General features: G+C 42.6%; 12 protein-coding genes. 3 read left to right on the forward strand and 9 right to left on the reverse strand.

All coding sequences use genetic code 11. The annotated features are described in order from the left end of the window. Window positions 1-30: 30 nt before the first annotated feature. Window positions 31-2,886 (reverse strand): TonB-dependent receptor, encoded by a 2,856-nt coding sequence (locus CEX98_RS08460; protein WP_099641648.1) that lies wholly within the window; start codon window positions 2,884-2,886, stop codon window positions 31-33. Between the two features lie 634 nt (window positions 2,887-3,520). On the opposite strand from CEX98_RS08460, the gene CEX98_RS08465 reads away from it, so the two are divergent. Then, on the forward strand, window positions 3,521-5,143 hold the full coding sequence (locus CEX98_RS08465; protein ID WP_099641649.1) for an alpha-glucosidase: 1,623 nt from the start codon (window positions 3,521-3,523) through the stop codon (window positions 5,141-5,143). A gap of 29 nt (window positions 5,144-5,172) precedes the next feature. Here the strand turns inward: CEX98_RS08465 and CEX98_RS08470 are convergent, their stop codons facing one another. The 7 genes from CEX98_RS08470 to CEX98_RS08505 form a co-directional block, all read right to left on the reverse strand. Next, a complete protein-coding gene (locus CEX98_RS08470) occupies window positions 5,173-6,783 on the reverse strand; it encodes an EAL domain-containing protein (RefSeq protein ID WP_099641650.1) in 1,611 nt (536 codons plus the stop codon). A gap of 107 nt (window positions 6,784-6,890) precedes the next feature. After that, window positions 6,891-7,190, reverse strand: coding sequence for an integration host factor subunit alpha (gene ihfA, locus CEX98_RS08475; protein WP_099641651.1), 300 nt, complete (start codon window positions 7,188-7,190; stop codon window positions 6,891-6,893). 2 nt (window positions 7,191-7,192) lie between these two features. Beyond that, entirely contained in the window at window positions 7,193-9,580 is a 2,388-nt protein-coding gene (gene pheT, locus CEX98_RS08480) for a phenylalanine--tRNA ligase subunit beta (protein WP_099641652.1), read from the reverse strand. A gap of 13 nt (window positions 9,581-9,593) precedes the next feature. Then, window positions 9,594-10,574 (reverse strand): phenylalanine--tRNA ligase subunit alpha, encoded by a 981-nt coding sequence (gene pheS, locus CEX98_RS08485; protein WP_099641653.1) that lies wholly within the window; start codon window positions 10,572-10,574, stop codon window positions 9,594-9,596. Between the two features lie 83 nt (window positions 10,575-10,657). Continuing rightward, a complete protein-coding gene (gene hda / locus CEX98_RS08490) occupies window positions 10,658-11,362 on the reverse strand; it encodes a DnaA inactivator Hda (RefSeq protein WP_099641654.1) in 705 nt (234 codons plus the stop codon). A 1-nt stretch (window position 11,363) separates the two neighbouring features. After that, complete coding sequence (locus CEX98_RS08495) at window positions 11,364-12,425, reverse strand: DUF2066 domain-containing protein (RefSeq protein WP_099641655.1); 1,062 nt, start codon at window positions 12,423-12,425, stop codon at window positions 11,364-11,366. Between the two features lie 321 nt (window positions 12,426-12,746). Then, a complete protein-coding gene (locus CEX98_RS08505) occupies window positions 12,747-13,916 on the reverse strand; it encodes a sensor domain-containing diguanylate cyclase (RefSeq protein WP_172439739.1) in 1,170 nt (389 codons plus the stop codon). A gap of 197 nt (window positions 13,917-14,113) precedes the next feature. Between CEX98_RS08505 and CEX98_RS22840 the strand changes: the two genes are divergently transcribed. Then, window positions 14,114-14,260, forward strand: coding sequence for a hypothetical protein (locus tag CEX98_RS22840; protein WP_172439740.1), 147 nt, complete (start codon window positions 14,114-14,116; stop codon window positions 14,258-14,260). 153 nt (window positions 14,261-14,413) lie between these two features. After that, complete coding sequence (locus tag CEX98_RS08510) at window positions 14,414-14,854, forward strand: VOC family protein (protein WP_099641658.1); 441 nt, start codon at window positions 14,414-14,416, stop codon at window positions 14,852-14,854. Between the two features lie 326 nt (window positions 14,855-15,180). Here CEX98_RS08510 and CEX98_RS08515 read toward each other — a convergent pair whose 3' ends face one another. Continuing rightward, window positions 15,181-15,942 carry a transporter substrate-binding domain-containing protein gene (locus CEX98_RS08515; protein WP_242441666.1) on the reverse strand — a complete coding sequence of 254 codons (762 nt, stop codon included), beginning with the start codon at window positions 15,940-15,942 and terminating at the stop codon, window positions 15,181-15,183. Window positions 15,943-16,068: the final 126 nt, after the last annotated feature.

The raw sequence follows: 16,068 nt of genomic DNA on the forward strand, positions 1-16,068 counted from the left end.
TTACTTTGGTGGCTATGATGTTTTTATTAATTAGAAGCTATAGTTAAAGCCTAAATAATACTGGCGACCAAACTCCTTGTATTCCCCTGTTGCCAGAGCAGTACCGTAGTTAGTTGTGTTCGGTTCGTCAGTCAAGTTATTCACTTGCAAGACCGCTTCTAAGCCGTTCTCAAAGTTGTATGAAGCTTGCCAATCAACCACAGTATATTCATCAGCCCAAGCTAACGATGACCCACCAGGTGAAGCACCTTCATAGACGTACTCATCACGGTAACGAATGTTCAAGTGTGTAGTGAACGAATCGATGTTCCAAAATACCGTTGCACTCCAAACATTTTCTGATAAACCAGGCAGCGGTAATTGTTGATCTGGGAAGTTACCACCACCATCAACCGTTGTCTCGCTCTCGGTATATGAGTAGTTTGCATTAAAGCCTAAGCCTGAAAAAATACCCGGCAAGTTATCAAACATAGTCGTATAAGCAAGCTCGATACCTCTTACATAACCGCCTTGGTCATTGTTTTGTGTCGTTTGATACTGACCAGCTACAAACCCTTCAGGAACTTCTAAGCCAATGTCAGCCCAATCAACCTCTCCCTCTTGATAAGTAATGCTTTCAATCAAAGATTCAATATCTTTCCAGAACAGTGCCGCAACAAAAGCACCGCCGTCTTCAAAATAGCGCTCATATGATAAGTCTAGTTGAGTTGCTCTAAATGGGTCGAGATTTGGGTTACCTTTGGACCATACATTGTAACGAGGGCTCTTGCCATCATTTGCAGTATCAGCCCAAGAACCCGCACCACCTCTTAATTGATAAACCGGTGGGCGACCGATAACTTCAGCAGCAGCAAACCTAATTTGATCGGTGTCGCTTACTCTGAAATTCAAGTTCAACGATGGTAATGTGTCAGTATATTCAGGGCCATAGTTGACGTGACGATAATCCGTTCTTTCAACACCGTTATCATCTACAATTGAATCACCGACTTCATCACCTTGGATCTGTTGAATGCCAATAGATTTAGTATCGGTTCTTACTACTCTCACACCGAAATTACCGGTCACAGGAATGTCTGCAATTTCAGTGTCAATGTTAGCCATAATATAACCGGCTAGTACTTCTTCTCTTACTGCTCCACTCTCAATAAGTGTCCAGTTATGGCCCCAAGTTTGTTGTGCATCATAATTACCTGGACCAAACACTTCGTTAGCAATACCTTCTAAGTCTAATTCTAAGTATTGGAAGCCTCTTGTATCCCTGAGTGACACAAACCCTGTTAAATCGTGAGGAATACAAGGATGGTTTTGGTCATTAAACTCACACCCTTTGTTTGTAACGATAGAGCCATCTGGTAGCTGATAACCGTTTTGTCCCTCTCGAGCTCCCCATCTAAATGTTGAGCGTTGGTCAGTGAATTCACGATCAGACCAGCGCGCACCTACTTCAATAGATGAAATAAAGCTGTTCTCGATATAATATTTAAAATCGACTTTAACGCTGTCTAACTCATCGGTATATTTGTGCGGAAATTGTTCCCAGTCACCAAGGCGCATATTCGAAAGGTCTGTGTAACCATTGCCTAAAGTTAACAGCGGTGAATCTTTTTCTCTTTGTGCAAAAGAAAAGGTTTGGTTTCTTAATTCCTGCCACGTATTAACGAGTGTGCCATCTTCAAGAGTCGCAGTACCAAATTCATATGCGTGCATAGAGGCAATCATGTCTCTACGGGTCTTTTCACCTTCACTATGCGCTAAGTCTAACTTCAGTTCCCAAGCATCTGCCGTGTAGTGCAAGTTTAAACCGAAGCTATCTGTAGTAGAGTCTGTAGATTGGTCTTCAGAGCGCATCTCAACCCACGGTCCGTTAGGGTCTGTGATTGTCACATCACCAGCAACTAAGAAGCCATCTTTTACAACCGCATTGTCGATGGTATACAAAGAGTTAAGATCTTTCGAGAATCCTTCAATGTTTAAACCGCTCTTTTTATCTTCCGATTCAAATTTTGAGTGAAAATAGTCAAACTGTACTTTAAACGCATCAGTCGGTTGATATACCAATGTGCTTAGAAGGCCAAGTCTTTCATCGCTACCTTTAGCTGAACGATATTGGAAACCATTAACTGAACGCTCTTCATTACCGTCGCCATCAAAATCTTGAGACCGCGTAGGAGCATGAGCTGATATATCAATCGCGTTATTTGGTTGGTTTAAATAGGCTCCACCGATGGCGAAACCTAGGGTCTCATTTAAGAACTTACCACGATAAGAGAAGCTAATACGCTCTCCAGTTGAGTCAGCACCAACATCAGATGCAGCATCGTTGTACGAATATCTAATAGAAGAATTAAAGTTATGCTCATTCTCAGCATCCAACGGGTTAGCCGTTTTCAGCTCAACAGTACCTGCTACACCACCTTCAACCAAAGACGCTTTAGGAGACTTATATACCGCAGCCTGATTAATTAACTCTGAGGGGTATTGGTCAAATGAAATCCACCGACTCCCCGCCGTATAACCACTGGTGCTGGCTTGCTCGCGCCCATTCAGCGTTGTCTGAATAAAGTCACCATTCATACCACGTATGTTTAGTTGAGATGACTGTCCGCTTGCTCGTACCGCAGTAATACCAGGTAAGCGACTCAACGAGTCTGCTATAGATACATCTGGTAATGAAGCTAAGTCACCAGCATCAACAATTTCAGCAACTGTATCGCTGAACCTTTTCTTGTCAATTGAAGCGATGATACTGCGAGAAATACCACGAACTTCTATCACCTCTACGTTTTCATCTTTTTCAGCGGTGTTATCTTCGACTGGAGCTGCATGACTCACACCTGCAGCAATCAATGCAAGTGTTAGCATACTCGGTTTGAACTTAGACATAATGTTTTATCCCAATTAACCATATTATATTGTGCTTTGTGTTCATCAGGCGTGCAATTTGATGAAAAAACAGTCGAGCACAGTTGTTGTCAGTCAAATACTAGCGGTTGATTAAATTTGTAAACAACTTTGTGCATACGTATTCAAAGCTAGTGCATTTCTTGAAAATTTACAGGTTTTTTACAGCAAATAAGCATAACCAACTGATATAAAAAGCTTTTAATTGGATAAGGCTAAAAGTCCGCTATGGTGATTAAATCTGTTTTAAATTCACTAAATCTTAACGTTATAGGGCTACTCTTACCTCTTGAATGAAGTTCATTGGCTGAATTATTCCGTAAAAATGCATGATAGTTAAATTGGTCTTACCAATAAATTTCTATCAGACCCCCTATAAACAAAGCCAAACAGTTTCTTAGTTCAAAATTGGTAAATTTATTTAATAAATCAAAATAACGTAAAAGACCTCACCTCAATTAGGGCCACAAAACCTGCATACGTATGCAGGTTTTTTACACCCTACCGAGCATGACGTATTCTTTGCCAAAATTAGTGGTGAAAGTGCATAGCATAGTATTTACTTGATACACAGCACAGCCACAGAACAAACAGGCACATAAGCCGGAGAAAGTGCATGGCAACTAATAATGAGTGGTGGAAAGGCGCGGTTATTTATCAAATATACCCACGTAGCTTTCAGGACAGTAACGCAGATGGTATTGGCGATTTAAAGGGGATTATTCAACGACTCGACTACATTAAATCCCTTGGAGTTGACGCAGTATGGATTTCCCCATTCTTTAAATCACCAATGAAAGACTTTGGTTATGATATTAGTGATTATCGCGATATCGATCCAATGTTTGGCTCCATTGAAGACTTTGATGAGCTCATTAACCAAGCACACGAACGCGACATTAAAATAATTATCGATCAGGTGCTGAGCCATACCTCAAACCAACACCCTTGGTTTATTGAAAGCCGTGAAAATAAAACCAATGATAAAGCTGACTGGTATGTTTGGGCTGATGCGAACCCAGATGGTAGCCCACCTAATAACTGGCTGTCTATCTTTGGTGGTGTTGCATGGCAATGGGAACCAAGACGCTGCCAATATTACCTACATAATTTCTTGACTGAACAACCGGATCTTAACTTCCACAATCCAGAAGTACGTAAAGCTGTTTTAGATAATGTCGAGTTTTGGCTTAAAAAAGGCGTCGATGGTTTTAGATTAGATGCCATTAACTTCTGCTTCCATGACCAACAATTAAGAGATAATCCAGCAAAACCTGTTGAGTTACGCCAAGGACGTGGTTTCAGTGAAGATAACCCGTATGCGTTCCAGTATCATTATTACAACAATACGCAGCCTGAAAACCTCGCATTTATGGAAGCGATCCGGGCCCTACTTGATCGCTACCCAGGTACAGTCAGCCTAGGAGAGATAAGCTCTGAGGATTCGTTGCAAACCATGGCTGAATACACCGCCGATGGTAACAAGCTACACATGGGTTACAGTTTTGAACTCCTCACTAACGACTACAGTGCCAAATATATTCGAGAAACAGTGTCTCGCCTCGAATCTGTGATGACTGAAGGATGGCCTTGTTGGGCATTTGCTAACCATGATGTTGAGCGCGTAGCAAGCCGCTGGAGTGCCAATGGGGCTGTGAATGATGAACAAGTAAAAATGCTGACAGCCCTACTCGGTTCGCTACGCGGTAGTGTATGCATGTATCAAGGAGAAGAACTTGGACTTGGCGAGGCTGCGGTAGCATTCGAAGAGCTGCAAGATCCCTATGGGATCACGTTCTGGCCTAACTTTAAAGGCCGCGATGGTTGTCGCACACCAATGCCATGGACCAAAGCAAAATCAAACGCAGGCTTTTCTGATGCAAAGCCTTGGTTACCCGTGTTCCATGAACATGCCGAACGAGCAGTAGATGAACAAGCGCAGGATACCAACTCAACGCTTAGCTTCTATCAAGCATTTTTGCAATGGCGAAATAATCAACCTGCACTGAGAACTGGTGAAATAGAGTTCATCGATACGCCTGAGCCTGTATTAGCTTTCTATCGTAAGGTGGACGAGCAAACCTTGTTATGTGCTTTTAACTTAGCAGATGAACAACAGGCAGTCGTATTACCAGAGGCAACATTGACTCAATGCAACGTTAAACATCAAAGTGGTACCATCACCGCAAATACACTGACGCTAAATGCCTTTGGCTGTTATTTTGCTGAAATCTCTTAATCCAAGATACGATTAACACAGAGCGGCTATTATGCCGCTCTTTCTTTATGAGCACATCTATTTACCTCTCGTTGTAACTGAGGCAGCTCGAGCGCTTTGAAGTATAACCATCCTTGATGCACATTGACTCCTCGGCTTTGCAGATAGTTCGCTTGAGTCCGTGTTTCAACCCCTTCTGCAATTAACCGCTTATCCAGTTTTTCCGCCATATCAATAACGGCAGACAACACCGGAGACTGCAGTGTATCTAAACCAATCGAAGCTACAAAGCTTTGGTCTATCTTAAGTAGGTCAATTGGAAAGCTCTGTAAATACTGTAAGCCACTATATCCGGTGCCAAAATCATCAATGGCTATTTCAATACCTGCGCGCTTTAGTTCATTTAATACCGTTTTTGTTTGCGCCTGTGTCAACACATCTCGCTCGGTTAACTCTATAGTAAGTGAGGTAATATGATTTTTTGCTTTGAGCAGCGTATCAATATAGCGCTTCGAACCAAGTAACAAACCATTGACGTTAAATGACACTTTAAAATTAGGTTGAGACAATAAAATCTCACTGAGATCCCGCACCGCCTCTTCCACTTGGGCAATAGAAATGTCCAATATGGTGCCATCTCTCTCTGCCTCAGGTACAAAATAAGCTGGCCCTAACACGCCTTCCAGCGGATGACGCCACCGGATCAGCACTTCTACGCCAATAATATTCTCTGAGTGGGCGTCCACTAAAGGTTGATATACATTAAATAGCTCTTCGTTTGCAAGCGCACGGAGAATTTGCGTTTTACTGCTGAGCTGGCGTTTATCATAGCTAATGAGCAAAAGTGTTAAGCCTCCCCAAGAGCTGCCATACAATACACCCCATAGTAGCAACCATAACCATCCAATATTGACCAACTTGTCGTCATTTTTGGCAATAATTAAGCTCAACTGAGGTAAACTAGGGATCGCGGCAATATAAGCAAATTTAACCTTGCCATCATCAAAATGACCCTCTACTACGCGGTGATTGGCGGCAGGGAAAAGTTTCTGTCGGATCGGTAGAGAGTAGTCTCCGTTTAAGAAGATAGGCACGCCTGTGGCGTTATCAACCAAAGCTGCAAAGTCAGTATTATGATGGGCTGATATATCTAGCATGCTTTTAAGCCAGTGATCTGGCATCAAGACATTCACCTCATACCCGTCATCTCGAGTACGGGCTAATACAAATGCAGGCAGCTCCAAATAATCAGTAATGATTGGTCCATAGTATCTAAGACCAGATTGCTTTAGCGGCGCGCTCGTATTAACAGGAGGACTGAGTCGCCCAAAAGAATTACATACGAGCTTGCCCTTGGGATCTATAATCCCAATCTCACTCATGCCAGGGTTTTCAAACACCAGTCGACGCATATTATGCAAACTTTGTGGATCACAGTTCGCAGAGAGGTGCACAGCGTGCTTGAGTGTGTCATCAACAACGACAAACTCTTTATTAATATCGGAAACAATCCGGCTTGCAACGGTAACTAGGTTAGCCTTTGCCGTTTCTTTAAGGTGCACATAAGTAAATGCAGCAACAATCGCAAAAACAAAACTACAAGAGAGCCAAGCAATAAAGATATTCTTCAACAACTTGCTTAAGGAGTGTGCTCCTCGCATAAGCTCTTCACTCCACAGAATGCAAACAGGCGCAGAGTGTAGCTTGTGTATATGACAAAACTATTTCAATATAAAAAAGCCTTGGCTCATCACCAAGGCTTTTTATATTACAAGTTTTTGCTTGTGCCGACCTCAACACGGGTTTTTAACTTTTGGCCAGGCCTAAAAGTTACCACGCGTCGCGCAGAGATAGGAATGTCTTCCCCAGTTTTGGGGTTCCTACCTGGGCGTTCCTTCTTGTCGCGAAGGTCAAAATTGCCAAACCCGGAGAGCTTCACTTGCTCGCCGTTTTCTAGCGCTGAGCGGATTTCTTCAAAAAACGCTTCAACTAAGTCTTTGGCATCTTTCTTATTGATCCCCAGTTTATCAAATAGGTGTTCAGCTATGTCGGCTTTAGTAAGCGCCATATCTAGTCCCTCAACGATGCATTGAATTGTTTAGCCAGTTCGGCCACTACGTTTTCTACAACCGCGTTGATGTCTTTCTCTTCGAGTGTTCTATCAACCGCTTGCAATGTCAAAGCAATGGCTAAACTCTTATGATCAGGTTCAACCCCTTGCCCTTTGTACACATCGAATAAGTTTAGGTCAACTAATTGATTTCCGCCAACTTTCTCAATGCACTCTAAAATATCGCCTATTTTTACGTCATCTGCAACTAAAATAGCAATATCTCTTCTATTTGAAGGGAATTTTGAGATGCTAACAGCTTCTGGTAACTTGCGATTCTCTAAAGCTGCCATATCGATTTCAAATACATATGGCGTATCTTTAAGCTCTAACGGTTTTAATAACTGTGGATGTACCGCACCAATAAAGCCTACTTTTTTACCATCAGCATAAATCGCCGCAGATTGACCAGGATGTAGACCATCACTAGGCTCTGCTTTAAAGCTAAAGCGTGCTTTATCATTACATAGCGCAAGTAGCGCCTCTACATCGCCTTTCACATCGAAGAAATCCACCTTACGTGAAGGCACAGACCAATGCTCGTTGTGCGTATTTCCATATGCAATACCGCCAATTACAGCAGTTTGACGCACACCATTTTCTGCACTGTCATCTTTAATGAATTTTAGACCCGTTTCAAACAAACGAATGCGTGACTGTTGACGGTTCTGGTTATAAGAAACCGCATTGATCAAACCAGTCATTAAACTCACACGCATCGCTGACATTTCAACTGAAATCGGATGTGGCAGGATTAACGCATCGGCTTGTGGGTGCAACTGCTGTTGAGCTTTTGGATCAACGAAGCTATATGTGATGGCTTCTTGATAACCACGGCTTACTAACTCATCTCTAAAACGCGCTACTGGCAAACGTGCTTCTTGATGATCTGTCATTTTTAACGCTGCGGTTGGCGCAACGTTTGGAATATTATTGTAGCCAAATACGCGAGCCACTTCTTCGATTAAATCTTCTTCGATACTAATATCAAAGCGGTAGCTTGGCACTGTTGCTTGCCATTGGTTGTCGGCAAATGTCACAGCTAGACCTAAACGCGTCAAGATATCAGACACCTTAGCATCTTCGATGTGGTAACCAATAACACGGTCTAGACGCTCACGGCGTAACGTCACTTGACGCTCTTTTGGTAAGTCAGCCTCTGAAACCGCTTCAACCACTGGTCCTGCTTCACCACCTACAATTTCAAGCAGCAAGGCCGTTGCTCTTTCCATCGCATCACGCTGAAGCACAGGGTCAACACCACGCTCATAACGGTGCGAAGCATCCGTATGTAAACCGTAGCTACGCGCTTGACCTGCAATCGCCAATGGAGCGAAGAACGCACTTTCTAGCAAGATGTCTGTTGTTTCTTCATTTACACCTGATTGCTCACCACCGAAGATACCGGCCATGGCCAGTGCCTTGTTATCATCCGCAATAAGCAGCGTTGATGGGTTAAGCTTTGCTGTATTGCCGTCTAGCAATACCAGCTCTTCATTCTCGCTGGCGTTACGTACTTTGATCCCACCTTCGATTTGGCTTAAATCAAACGCGTGCATCGGATGACCAAGCTCAAGCAGTACGTAGTTGGTAACATCAACCACAGGGTCGATTGACCTGACTCCACAACGGCGTAGCTTTTCAACCATCCAAAGTGGCGTGTCAGCTTTAACATTCACGCCTTTGATCACACGACCTAAATAACGAGGACATGCTTCGCTGTTGATAAGTTCGATAGTAATTTTATCATCGATAGTTGGAGCGACTGGGGTGATGGCAACTTCTGTGACATCCGTGCTGTTTAGTACACCAACTTCACGAGCAAGACCTTTAATTCCCAAGCAATCGCTACGGTTTGCAGTCAAGTCAACGTCAATGGTCACATCATCTAAGCCAAAATACTCACGAATGTCCTGACCAATTGGTGCATCTGCAGGTAGCTCTAAGATACCATCTGAACTCTCCGCCATACCCAGCTCTTCAAACGCACAAAGCATGCCATGAGAAGGCTGACCACGAAGTTTTGCTTTTTTAATTTTAAAATCGCCAGGAAGTGTTGCGCCAACTTTCGCAACTGCTACTTTTAAACCAGCACGGCAGTTAGCCGCACCACAAACAATATCAAGTAGCTCGTCTTCACCTACGTTTACTTTTGTTACTCGTAGTTTGTCGGCATCTGGGTGTTGTCCACACTCCACCACTTCACCGATAACAACACCTTGGAAGTCACCGGCTACTGGGTCCACACCATCAACTTCTAAACCAGCCATTGATAATTGCTCAGATAGCGCATCAGTATCAATTGCTGGATTAACCCACTCGCGTAACCACTTTTCACTGAATTTCATACTTTTGTCGCTCTTATCTGAATTGGTTTAGGAATTTTAAGTCGTTTTCGAAGAAAGCTCTTAAGTCAGTTACGCCATAGCGCAACATCGTCAAACGCTCTACCCCCATACCAAAGGCGAAACCAGTGTATTTTTCAGGGTCAATGCCTACTGAACGTAATACATTCGGGTGCACCATGCCGCAGCCTAGCACTTCTAGCCATTTACCATTTTTACCTTTTACATCTACCTCAGCAGAGGGCTCTGTAAATGGGAAGTACGAAGGTCGGAAACGAATTTCCATATCTTCTTCAAAGAAATTGCGTAGGAAGTCGTGCAAGATACCTTTAAGTTCAGTGAAGCTCACATCAGTATCTACCATCAAGCCTTCTACTTGGTGGAACATTGGTGTGTGTGTTTGATCGTAGTCGTTACGGTAAACACGGCCTGGCGAGATAATACGCAAAGGAGGTTGCTCAGCTTCCATGGTACGGATTTGAACACCACTTGTTTGCGTACGAAGTACCAATTTAGGATTGAAATAGAAAGTATCGTGATCAGCGCGCGCTGGATGGTGCTCCGGAATGTTTAGCGCGTCAAAGTTATGAAAGTCATCTTCAACCTCTGGGCCAGATTTAACAGCAAATCCTAGCTCACCAAAAAATTGTTCTATACGTTCGATTGTACGAGTGACGGGGTGAAGGCCACCAGCGGGCATTGTGCGGCCCGGTAATGTCACATCGATGGTTTCAGCAGCGAGCTTCTGCTCAAGTGCAGCATTCGCTAACGCTTCACGTTTTACCGTAATCGCATCTTGTACTTGGGTCTTCGCTTGGTTAATCACTTGACCTGCGTCTTTACGCTCTTCTGGCGCTAGTTTGCCTAACGTTTTAAGCAGACCTGTGATCTCACCTTTTTTACCAAGGTAGTTAACTCTAACTTCCTCAAGATGCGCAATTTCGCTTGCCTGCTCTACGGCTTCAAGCGCTTGCGCTAAAATATTTTCTAAATTCATTGTCTACCTGATCTTTGCTGAGGTAATTTGCTGTTATTTAATCTCTTATGATAACTGAATTGCAAGGCGATATTCTAGCCCTGTTATAGCTTTAAAGTGGCTTTTATAAAAGGAATTGTTAACTTTCTTTGCGCAGCCATCGATGCATGATCGAGTTTATCTAATACATCGAGCAATGCGCGCATATCACGACTAAGCCGAGTGAGTAAAAATCGAGCACACTCATCAGACAATTCCAGGCCGCGCATATGTGCTCTTTTTACCAAAGCTTCGGCTTTGTCATCATCACTCATTGAGCGGATCTGAAACGTCGTTCCCCACGTCAAACGAGATTCTAAATCTGGCAGTGACAAATTCAGCATGTTGGGCAACAGATCGGCAGTAACCACTAGACACTTACCCTTTTCGTTAAAGCGGTTAAAAAAGTTAAATAATGCCTTTTCCCATGCTTCATCACCCGCAACCAAATGCACATCGTCGATACAAACCACATCTAGGGCATCGAGTCCATCTAACACAAGTGGCCCAAAGTCCAACACTTCTCGCATCGATAATAAAATCGTTGAAAGTCCAAGCTCTTGCGCTTCAATGCAGGTTGCGTAGAGTAAGTGTGACTTACCAGAGTCAGCCAACCCACACAAATAAGTATATTGAAACCCGTTGGCGCGTCTTGCTAGGCCATTTTTTAGATGACTTACTTCCAAAGAGGCCTCACCACCAAAGTAAGAAGCAAAAGTCTCATCATCAGGTAACGTAACTGGCAACGCCATTTGACGCGGCGACTCCATCTTAATTTCCTACCCAGTTATATTTTAAGTTATCTTCATCGGCAATTTGATAATAAGCTCTGGGATCAATATAGGCCCTGAAACTTTGCTCTAACGCGATTGTTTTTGTTAGATCTGAGACGCTCGAAGTGTGCTCAATTGCAAATTTCACTGACGTTTTTGCGCGATAGATAACATCAACATCGACCACAGTACTCATTGTCATCAACTGGCGCTTGGCCTGCTCTATGTCTGCAAATGACTGTAGTTGTTCAACACTGATTACGGTTCGATGTGAGTCCAGTATTCGATTGGGATCGATGACGTACTTCTGAGCTAAGGTGCTAGAAAGTTGGTTAACCATATCAATGATCACTTGTTGTTTGTCGCCAACATATTGCTCTGGTTCAAAAAACTCAGCGTCTGTGTAGCGCCAATCTAATTGCCAAGTGTTTGCATGAGGTGGCTGAAATAATCGTGCAGTGATAACGCGCTCCGCTTCATAGCGGAGAGAGGCTTCTTCAACTTCATTAGAGAAGTTCCCCCATACCTCGGCAATACTCACATTGCTGCGGTCAACAAGATCCATTAACGGGACAACGACTGGGACGCCCCACTCTTCTGCGGTATCGTAGATTAGGCGCTCCAGCTGAGGGTAGCTCTCTTGAGTGACAAATTCACGCCTAAAGTTATCTTCAATAACCATCCAGATTGCGACCATAGGGCGACGATTTCCCCATAACGGCAGGCCTGCTTCTCTCACCAGTTCTTCTACTTTTCCAGGTTCAAACTCTACTTTGATCTTGGTATTTCCCTGTAAATCATAGTATTCATACTTCAACATATAATCTGAGATACGCTTTAGACTTGCTTGAATAGCAGGGTGAGAAAAATCATCAGCTTTACCGGTCAGCTTTTGTAACACTTTTAATAAGGCCTGTTGACTCGCTTGAGCACGTGTTGCTCGAGTCTTATCGCTGACACTAAGCGAGGCTTCATAAAGGTTTTGAACTTCTACTGCTTTTGCCGTTAACGTAAAGCTAAACAGCACAATAAGGATCAGCCTAATGATCATAATGTCCATGTATTTTTGACTATAAAACCTGATCCTAAATCAATCACTTGCGTAAAGCAAAGGACAACGAAAAATATCAAGTAAATTAGGTTCTGTTGACTTTTACTGTTTAATTTTTGTTCTTTTACATGTATTTTGGTCGCGACGCTCGACTTACCACCCAGTAATCTAAGCAAAAGTTGAGCAACAAAGAACAAAGTGCACTCAGGTGAGCACAAAGTCTTTATCGCCTAACTCACATAGAATCACTATGCTACGCAGGCTCTATCTTGTATCAATGTCAATCACACCGCTGCAAAAACAAACTTGAAAGATAAACAAGGCCTAGAGTTATTTAAAGTTAAATGATACCTGGTTTTTGCCTCTGCGTTTTGATTCATAAAGGGCTTGATCGGCTCGCTTTAACAAAGACTCAGCACTGAACTCAACACCTTCTGCTATTGCCATTCCGATACTACATCCCACATTTACTCGTTCACCATTGCTCAGCAGTATATCTTCATTAATTGTGTTCAGCAGTCGGTTAGCTAGACTTTCCAACAGAGTTTGAGCGATTTTTTCATTAATCACGAAAACAAACTCGTCACCACCGATACGACAAACAAAATCATATTCTCGCAGCGCTTCTTGAAGTCTCCTTGCAACATGAACCAGCACTTCATCACCACTATGGTGTCCATGACTATCATTGATAGGCTTAAAATTGTCCAAATCAAGGTAGCCAAGGTAAACGCTCACTGGTTGACGGGTGGAACGTGCGGACATTTTATTTAATTCATTGAAGAGAAATTTCCGGTTAGCAAGTTGCGTTAGGTTGTCGTGATAAGCGTCAAACTCAAGCTTATCTTGCAGTGATTTACGCTTTTCAACTTCAATCTCAAGCTCTGTTAAACTTGCCTGTAAAGCTTTAGTACGGGCTTGCACTGTCTTTTCAAGCTCGAGTTCGTGTTGCTTTAATGCCCGGTTTGCTTCAATAAGTGCCTGTTGATTCGCAAACGCGTCCATCGCAGAAGCGATCACATGGCTAACCGTATATAACAGATCAACCATCGCTTCTGAGTATTCATCTTGACGACGATAAGACTGTATAACAAAGGCACCAAGATGCTTATCACGATTAATGAGCGGAAAGCATAACCACTGCTTTGGTAAACTGCCTATAATCTCAATCACACCTTGCTCGGTCAGCGACTGCAACATTTGTTCTGTATAATTTTTTACGCTGTCAGAACGCAGCGCATAATGGGTTAACGTCTTGTCGATTTCCCCAGCGGTCAAGCTATTTAACTCTTCTAGTGAAATACTGTCTTTAACATCATGAAAATAGGGGAACTCAAATTGACCATTTTGGTGTTGCAGTACCACGTAGAAGTTGTCTGCATATGTAATCTTTTGAACTATACAGTGTACATTCAACAAAAAGTGCTCGAGTGATTCACTGGTATTTAGACATGAGACAATATCCGACATACTGTCTATTACTTTTGGAAGTTCTGCCATCACTGCACGCCCTTTTTGCTCTCATTTTTGTTCAACAACCAATAGCTTAACTAGCGAGTCTAAAAATTACCAGATATCTCCCCTTTTTATGAATAATTAGCTAGCGCTTTCAATCTGTAGATCAACACTTTAAAATTATCATTAAATTGCTTAATTAAGTGATCTATTTTGAGGTGACAAAGTCTTATCGATAGCTGATGACAACGGCACAAGCGAGTTGGCGTAGACTAAGAGGGTTTAAATTACTGACAGATGTCATTGATGGAAAAGCATTCAAAGATGGCATTTGCGTAACTGAGACTGTTCAACAAACTGACACTCAGCAGGTCATACACCAGAATTGACTATAACTCCTTATCGATAACTAGACTGGGCTTTTCTATTTAGTTGTTCTGAATAAGAAGTTTTAACGCTGTAAGCGTCTTATTTGCTCCCTCAAATTGAACACCTATTAAGGCAAAATGGTATTACTCACCAACGTCTAGATGGAATTATCTATGAAATACCTACATACAATGGTACGCGTGCAAAATTTAGAAGCATCGCTTAAGTTTTATTGTGAGCTCTTGGGGCTTGTGGAAGTAAAGCGCTACGATAGTGAACAAGGGCGTTTCAGCTTGATTTATCTTGCTGCGCCAGATCAAGTCGAACAAGCACAACAGACTTTCTCTCCAACTATCGAGCTGACTTATAATTGGGATCCGGAGCAATACAGCGGTGGCCGCAACTTTGGCCATTTAGCATTTGCCGTGGAAGATATTTATGCACTGTGCCATAAGCTCCAAGATGCAGGCGTAACAATTAATAGGCCTCCTCGTTGTGGTCATATGGCATTTGTTAAGTCTCCGGATGGCATTTCCATTGAGTTGCTCCAACAGGGTGATGCATTGCCACCTGCAGAGCCTTGGCTGTCAATGGAAAATACCGGAAGCTGGTAATTAGCTATAAAACTCTAGCCAGAAGTTATTGCTTAATACAAGGCAAATTTGCGCGTCAATAGCTGGCCTATTGCAAGTAAATTTAACGCCGTAGTAAGGAATAACAGCTGCTAGAGAACAAGTTGTTATCCCGGGTTCATTAACCTGAACTTGGGATAAGAAGTGAGTTAATCAACTAAAATACCTAAACTCAAAAACGTGATACCACTCTAGCCAGAAGTTATTTCTTAATACAAGGCAAATTTGCGCGTCAATAGCTGGCCTATTGCAAGCAAATTTAACGCCGTAGTAAGGAATAACAGCTGCTAGAGAACAAGTTGTTATCCCTAGTTCAGGTTATAGACTAAATGATAGCTTTTAAGTAACCGAGCTAATTGTTCTTTGAATTTTGGCGACTCCAACACTTTCTCTAATGAATCAAATTCTGCTTGCAGCTTTTTAGGTGCCAATACTGCGCGGTAATAGGTCTCATGAGGAGTTTGCGAAAAATGAAGTTTATCCCTCCAGCCATGCTTTGCTGATAGGTACTCTGTTGTTGAACGGCTGACAATCGCGATATTAACCCGTTTTTTTATCACCATTTCTAACAGCGCTTGTTCAGAGTTAACATCCACTCTACGAATGTTGCTGTATTCCTTTGCTTGTTCAAGATGGCGGTAATAATAGCCCGCCATCGTCCCGATATAATTACCACTGAGGGAACTAGGGTGATAGTACTCAAATGGTTGATCAACGTGAGAGATAAACTCATCTGTATCGAAGATCAGCGGACTACTCCATAAGTATTTTTGCTTCTTTTTATCATCAAACCAAGCTGGATTAACACCGAATACAAACCCTTTAAAATCCTTCTTCTCTAGTAGTTTATCCAATCGCTTGCGTGGAACAAAACGAACTTCCACCGTAATATCACTATGATGCGCATTGATAAGTGCCGCAATATCGAAATATAGGCCTTGGCTTGCTTCAAGGTTCGTGATGTATGGTGGTTTATTGTGATAGACATATAATACTTGCGTATCTGTTGCCAAAACAGAAAATGTCGCAGCGAATAATAAATAACTAGCAAGAAGACAATTCTTTAACACTAAGCGCCCCATATATGACGTGTTAACCTATAGCACAGTATGTATAGCCTAGTTCCTTCTCGGCATATTGGTGACTTTCTCTTTGAGAACATCACCGAAAAAGGGCCGAACACGCCCCCATTTACA

The sequence above is a fragment of the Pseudoalteromonas piscicida genome, assembly GCF_002744175.1.
GTDB lineage: Bacteria > Pseudomonadota > Gammaproteobacteria > Enterobacterales > Alteromonadaceae > Pseudoalteromonas > Pseudoalteromonas piscicida_B.

What these genes read in the sequence shown, in the direction of transcription:
- CEX98_RS08460 (WP_099641648.1), bottom strand. Translation starts at nt 2,886, where the DNA reads ATGTCTAAGTTCAAACCGAGTATGCTAACACTTGCATTGATTGCTGCA.
- CEX98_RS08465 (WP_099641649.1), top strand. Translation starts at nt 3,521, where the DNA reads ATGGCAACTAATAATGAGTGGTGGAAAGGCGCGGTTATTTATCAAATA.
- CEX98_RS08470 (WP_099641650.1), bottom strand. Translation starts at nt 6,783, where the DNA reads ATGCGAGGAGCACACTCCTTAAGCAAGTTGTTGAAGAATATCTTTATT.
- ihfA (WP_099641651.1), bottom strand. Translation starts at nt 7,190, where the DNA reads ATGGCGCTTACTAAAGCCGACATAGCTGAACACCTATTTGATAAACTG.
- pheT (WP_099641652.1), bottom strand. Translation starts at nt 9,580, where the DNA reads ATGAAATTCAGTGAAAAGTGGTTACGCGAGTGGGTTAATCCAGCAATT.
- pheS (WP_099641653.1), bottom strand. Translation starts at nt 10,574, where the DNA reads ATGAATTTAGAAAATATTTTAGCGCAAGCGCTTGAAGCCGTAGAGCAG.
- hda (WP_099641654.1), bottom strand. Translation starts at nt 11,362, where the DNA reads ATGGAGTCGCCGCGTCAAATGGCGTTGCCAGTTACGTTACCTGATGAT.
- CEX98_RS08495 (WP_099641655.1), bottom strand. Translation starts at nt 12,425, where the DNA reads ATGGACATTATGATCATTAGGCTGATCCTTATTGTGCTGTTTAGCTTT.
- CEX98_RS08505 (WP_172439739.1), bottom strand. Translation starts at nt 13,916, where the DNA reads ATGGCAGAACTTCCAAAAGTAATAGACAGTATGTCGGATATTGTCTCA.
- CEX98_RS22840 (WP_172439740.1), top strand. Translation starts at nt 14,114, where the DNA reads ATGACAACGGCACAAGCGAGTTGGCGTAGACTAAGAGGGTTTAAATTA.
- CEX98_RS08510 (WP_099641658.1), top strand. Translation starts at nt 14,414, where the DNA reads ATGAAATACCTACATACAATGGTACGCGTGCAAAATTTAGAAGCATCG.